We start from the raw sequence: 1,334 nt of genomic DNA on the forward strand, positions 1-1,334 counted from the left end.
GGTCGGCCTCACCGGCTTCTGCCTCGGCGGGGCCGTCACCATCATCGGCGCGACCAAAATTCCGGAGCTCGCCGCAGGCGTCGTGTTCTACGGCATCCCGCCGGAGCAGGCGGCAAAACCCGCCGACGTCAAGATTCCGCTGCAGGCGCATTTTGCCAACAAGGACGATTGGTGCACGCCGCAGGTGGTCGACGCCTTTGAGAAGGGCATGAAGGCCGCCGGCAAGTCGCTCGAGCTGTTCCGCTATGATGCCGAGCACGCCTTCGTCAACGAACAGCGCCAAGCCGTGCACGACCGCGAAGCCGCCGAGCTCGCCTGGGGCCGGGCGACGGAGTTTTTCCGGAAGCATCTGGGGTAAGGGCGGGGTCGTTTTCACCGCACATTTGGTATATATTCCGTCCATGACCAAGATCCTGGAAGACGTCATCGAGAAGGTGAGAAAGCTGCCGGAAGACCGGCAAGCCTACGTTGCTGAGGTGCTCGAACAAATCGTCGCGAGCGAAAGTGATCTATTCGTGGTGCCGGACGAACATCGTGCAGCCGTGCTCGAGGGGCTCGAGCAGGCCGAACGAGGCGAGTTCGCGACCGATCAGGAAATGGCTGCGCTCTGGAAGAAGTGCGGACTGTGAAGCTCAGGTACGCCCGGCGTGCCCGCACTGATATCGATGGAATTCATGAATATATCGCACAGCACGACAAGCGTGCTGCCAGCGCGGTCGTTCGGCGTATCCGCGGTGCGGCCCAATTGTTGGCGAAGTATCCGGGTCTCGGACGTGCGACGGACATGGCCGATGCTCGAGTGTTTCCGATCGCCCCATTTCCGTATCTGATTTACTATCGCCTGACCGATGATACCTTGGAGGTCGTCCACGTGCGCCATGGACGCCGCGATGCGCCGAAACCGAGCGAGCTTGGCTAATCGGAAGTTCGATCCTCCCGCCGCCTGCCTCCGGTGAGTTAAGTGAGGGGTTCCGCGCCCTTGACGCCGCCCCCGCACCATGGTGAGTATCCGCCCATGAGCACCGCCGTCCGCCCATCCCGTCTTTGGTGGCGCACCTCCTAAAGAGGTGGCCGGTGCGATTTATTTCCCCAGAATCGTCAGAGGTCGCCCACGCAGTGCGGCGGCCTTCTCGTTTGTCCTGTGTGGCGTTCCCTCGGCAAGTTTCGTAAGAGGACCACATGAACAGGACTGTTTTTGCCCTTCCGGCCAACGCCGAATACCTCACCCGCGCGGGGCTTGCGATCACGCGCGTCGCCGAGCAGTTCACCGGCGGCGCCTCCAGGCTCGACGACCTCGTCAGCCTGCTGGATCGCCGCCACGGCGTGGTGCTGTC

At 62.5% G+C, this 1,334-nt stretch carries 3 protein-coding genes; all 3 read left to right on the top strand.

The features are described 5' to 3' along the window. Positions 1-358 (top strand): dienelactone hydrolase family protein (locus C2U70_RS29190; RefSeq protein ID WP_140982091.1); only part of this gene is annotated, 358 nt, incomplete at its 5' end. A 43-nt stretch (positions 359-401) separates the two neighbouring features. Further along, positions 402-629 (top strand): hypothetical protein, encoded by a 228-nt coding sequence (locus tag C2U70_RS33250; RefSeq protein ID WP_186294545.1) that lies wholly within the window; start codon positions 402-404, stop codon positions 627-629. Further along, positions 626-919, top strand: coding sequence for a type II toxin-antitoxin system RelE/ParE family toxin (locus C2U70_RS29195; protein WP_186294546.1), 294 nt, complete (start codon positions 626-628; stop codon positions 917-919). The genes C2U70_RS33250 and C2U70_RS29195 overlap by 4 nt, the downstream gene beginning before the upstream one ends. Positions 920-1,334: the final 415 nt, after the last annotated feature.

The organism is Bradyrhizobium guangdongense (assembly GCF_006483445.1).
In the GTDB taxonomy this organism is placed as follows: domain Bacteria; phylum Pseudomonadota; class Alphaproteobacteria; order Rhizobiales; family Xanthobacteraceae; genus Bradyrhizobium; species Bradyrhizobium guangdongense_A.

Excerpts from the sequence above, each read along its gene's own strand:
- C2U70_RS33250 (WP_186294545.1), top strand. The coding sequence starts at position 402 with ATGACCAAGATCCTGGAAGACGTCATCGAGAAGGTGAGAAAGCTGCCG.